The sequence below is a fragment of the Clostridium sp. CAG:265 genome (assembly GCF_000436575.1).
Classification (GTDB): Bacteria; Bacillota; Clostridia; order Clostridiales; family Clostridiaceae; genus Clostridium; species Clostridium lentum.
Window position 1 is genome coordinate 1 of sequence record NZ_FR886598.1, and the last position, 2,902, is coordinate 2,902.

The 2,902-nt window shown below is 28.4% G+C and carries 3 protein-coding genes and 1 pseudogene; all 4 read right to left on the reverse strand.

All coding sequences use genetic code 11. The features are described from left to right. Nucleotides 1-261, reverse strand: a pseudogene (locus Q5O29_RS03750) (flagellar hook-associated protein 3); the annotation flags it as partial. Nucleotides 262-272: 11 nt separating this feature from the next. Further along, nucleotides 273-1,955 carry a flagellar hook-associated protein FlgK gene (gene flgK / locus Q5O29_RS03755; RefSeq protein WP_022211664.1) on the reverse strand — a complete coding sequence of 561 codons (1,683 nt, stop codon included), beginning with the start codon at nt 1,953-1,955 and terminating at the stop codon, nt 273-275. A 20-nt stretch (nt 1,956-1,975) separates the two neighbouring features. After that, the gene (locus tag Q5O29_RS03760; protein WP_022169225.1) at nt 1,976-2,380 is read right to left on the reverse strand and encodes a flagellar protein FlgN; all 405 of its coding nucleotides are present in this window, start codon (nt 2,378-2,380) and stop codon (nt 1,976-1,978) included. 4 nt (nt 2,381-2,384) lie between these two features. Further along, nucleotides 2,385-2,660 carry a flagellar biosynthesis anti-sigma factor FlgM gene (locus tag Q5O29_RS03765; protein ID WP_022211665.1) on the reverse strand — a complete coding sequence of 92 codons (276 nt, stop codon included), beginning with the start codon at nt 2,658-2,660 and terminating at the stop codon, nt 2,385-2,387. Between the last annotated feature and the right edge of the window lie 242 nt (nt 2,661-2,902).

A 2,902-nucleotide genomic window follows, 5' to 3' on the forward strand; every position in this document is an offset into this window, starting at 1 on the left:
AGATGTACTTCCTAACTGATTTAATGCAGTATCTGTTGTGTCTAACCAACTTATAGTATCTTTAATATTTTCATTGTATTGTTTATTAGCAGATATATCTGAGTACATTTGCATTATTCTAGCAGTTTTAAATGGATTATCCGATGCTTTATTTATTTCTTTACCTGTTGTAAGTTGTGTCTGTAAAGTATTTAAATTATTTAAATTTCTGTTTAAATCTTTTAAATAACTTGTGCTCATCATTTGATTTGTAACTCTCATAATTTTTCTCCTTAAATTAATCCTAAAATAATATCTAACATATCACTAACAGTAGTTATTGTTTTTGCATTGGCACTATATGCCTTTTGATATTGAATTAAGTTAGTCATTTCTTCATCCAGTGAAACACCTGAAACTGAAAGCCTGTTTAAATCTAATGAATTTAATAAATCTTCTTCATTAGAAACAACTCTCTTGGCATGTTGTGCTTCAACTCCTAATTTATCAACTACATCTTGGAAGTATGACTCAACCTTTGTTCCACTGGCAACATCATTAACTAATGACATAGTGCTACCATTGGTAAACTTACATAATTGAGCCCTTGTTGTAGTGCTATCTATTTTGCTTATAGATATTAATGTGCTTTGTAATTGTGCTATAGCTAAGGCTCTACTTCCATCTCCTTCTCCTGCATTAGCATTTTCTTTAGTGTTAATAAATGAAGGATTTTCTAAAATTAAAGCATTTATTGAAATATTTTTAGCACTTATACCTGCTTCATCTTTTCCATCAGAAGCTACAAAAAAGTCTAAAGTTTTAGTTGTATCCTTTATATTAGAATCCATTGAACCACTGTGAATAGCATTTACTGATAATGCTAACCCTTTAGCCATTTTATCTAATTGATTCATATAACTTCCAATACTTTCTTGAGCTTCTATAGCTCCAGCTATTTCTCCTGATTTTGGTATAAACTTTTCAATAGGATTTGCTATAGTTCCTCCATCTTTCACTATATTTCCTTGACCATCAAGCATTTCTCCATTGCCATCTGTAAGTAATATTCTTGTTTTCTTTAAAGTATCTACTTCAGTGGCTGCTAATCCTGATACAGTTATAGTTTTAGGTTTTTCAGTATCACCATTAACAAAGTAGCTTATTGTATGAGTCCCATTATTATTAGCTTTAATTTCTGAAATAAATGATAATCTTGTTACTTCACCATTAGGTTCTGAATTAACTAATGGATTTAAATTTGCTCCAATTCCAGTAGCAGTAATATCATTACCATTAAATTGAGTTTTATCAACATCTATACCAAATTTACTGCTTAATTCATCTAACAGATTATCTCTACTATCCATTAAGTCATTTGGATTATCACCTGTTATACTAGCAATTCTAATTTGATTATTTACTGTTGTTAATTGCTCTAATATACTATTAACTTCTTTTACACTATTTTTAAGTGATTCTACTGAATTTTCTTGTAATTTTTCAAGTTTTGAATATGTGTTATTTAATAAATCACATAAAGTTTTTGTCTTTTGAGTAACAACAACTCTTGTACTGGAACTTGTACTTTGCTTTGATAATTCTTGAAAAGCATCAAAGAAATCTGATAGTGCTGTAGAAATTCCTGTATCTGAAGGTTCATTAAAAATCCCTTCCACTTGTGATAAGTAATCTAACTTTGTTGAATACTTACCAAGTTCTGCTGTTTCAACTCTCACTTGATAGTCTAAAAAAGAATCTCTTACTCTTTCAATGGCTGAAATTTGAGCTCCTGTACCTACTTGCCCTGCTTCTGCTCCTAATGTAATAGGTCTTGATGTCTGTATTTTTGCTCTTTGTCTTGAATACCCTACTGTAGATGAATTGGCAATGTTATGAGATGTAACATTGATTCCACTTTGATGTACCGTCAGTCCACTTTTTGCTGTGTTAAATGTAGAAAATATACTTGCCATATTAAAATTCTCCTTTTATTTTATAATCTTCCATAGGAATTATAAGTTCCTTTTTCTCTTTTAGGATTTATTATATTTAACATTCTATTTGTAAAAACCAATTGTTGTTTTATTAATAAGTCGTTGGTTTCATTTTGATGTTTAATACTTTCTAAAACCATTTTTATTTCTCTATAAACTCTGTCTAACTCTTTATTTCCGCTTTCATTAATTATATCTTGTACTTTTTTTCCATTAAGAAGCTTTCTTCTTTCAACTTCCTGCTTAGCTACTTCTCTATTAGCTAGTTTTATTTCATCTACTATTGCATCTAGTTCAAAGGTTTCTTTATTTATGATACTCTTATATTGTTTTTCTAAAATTACCAATAGCCCTTTTAATGCTTCTGTTTCTTTTTGAATAATACCTATAAGATTATTTATCATTTATTCATCTTCCTTCTTTTATATTATTTAAAATACTTTGTGCTGTTAATTTAGCATCTACATTATAAGTGCCATTTTGGATTTTTGCTTTAAGCTCTTCTATTTTAGCACTATTATCTATATTAAAATCTACATTATCATACATACTTAAATTTCTTCCTAATTCAGATATTTCAATTTTATCTTTTCCTATATCTGTATTAGTTTCCTTTATTCTTTTTGCTCCATTAGAAGCATATATATTTGCAATTCCTTGTGTTCTTACTCCGTTAATATTCATGTCTCTTACCTCCCTTATGAATATTCCCTTTAACTAATTATCGTAATACACTTATAAAAATTTATAGTATTTATTATGTTTATTTGCATAAAAAATACTGACTTATTTAAATCTCAAGTCAGTATTTTGCATTTCTTTTGCATAAAAGTATATTTTATCTTAATTCTTCAATTTTACTGATACATATCCAAAGGATTTATCTTCTAAAGCTTTCTCAAACTCCTGCATAAGTTCTTTGTTGG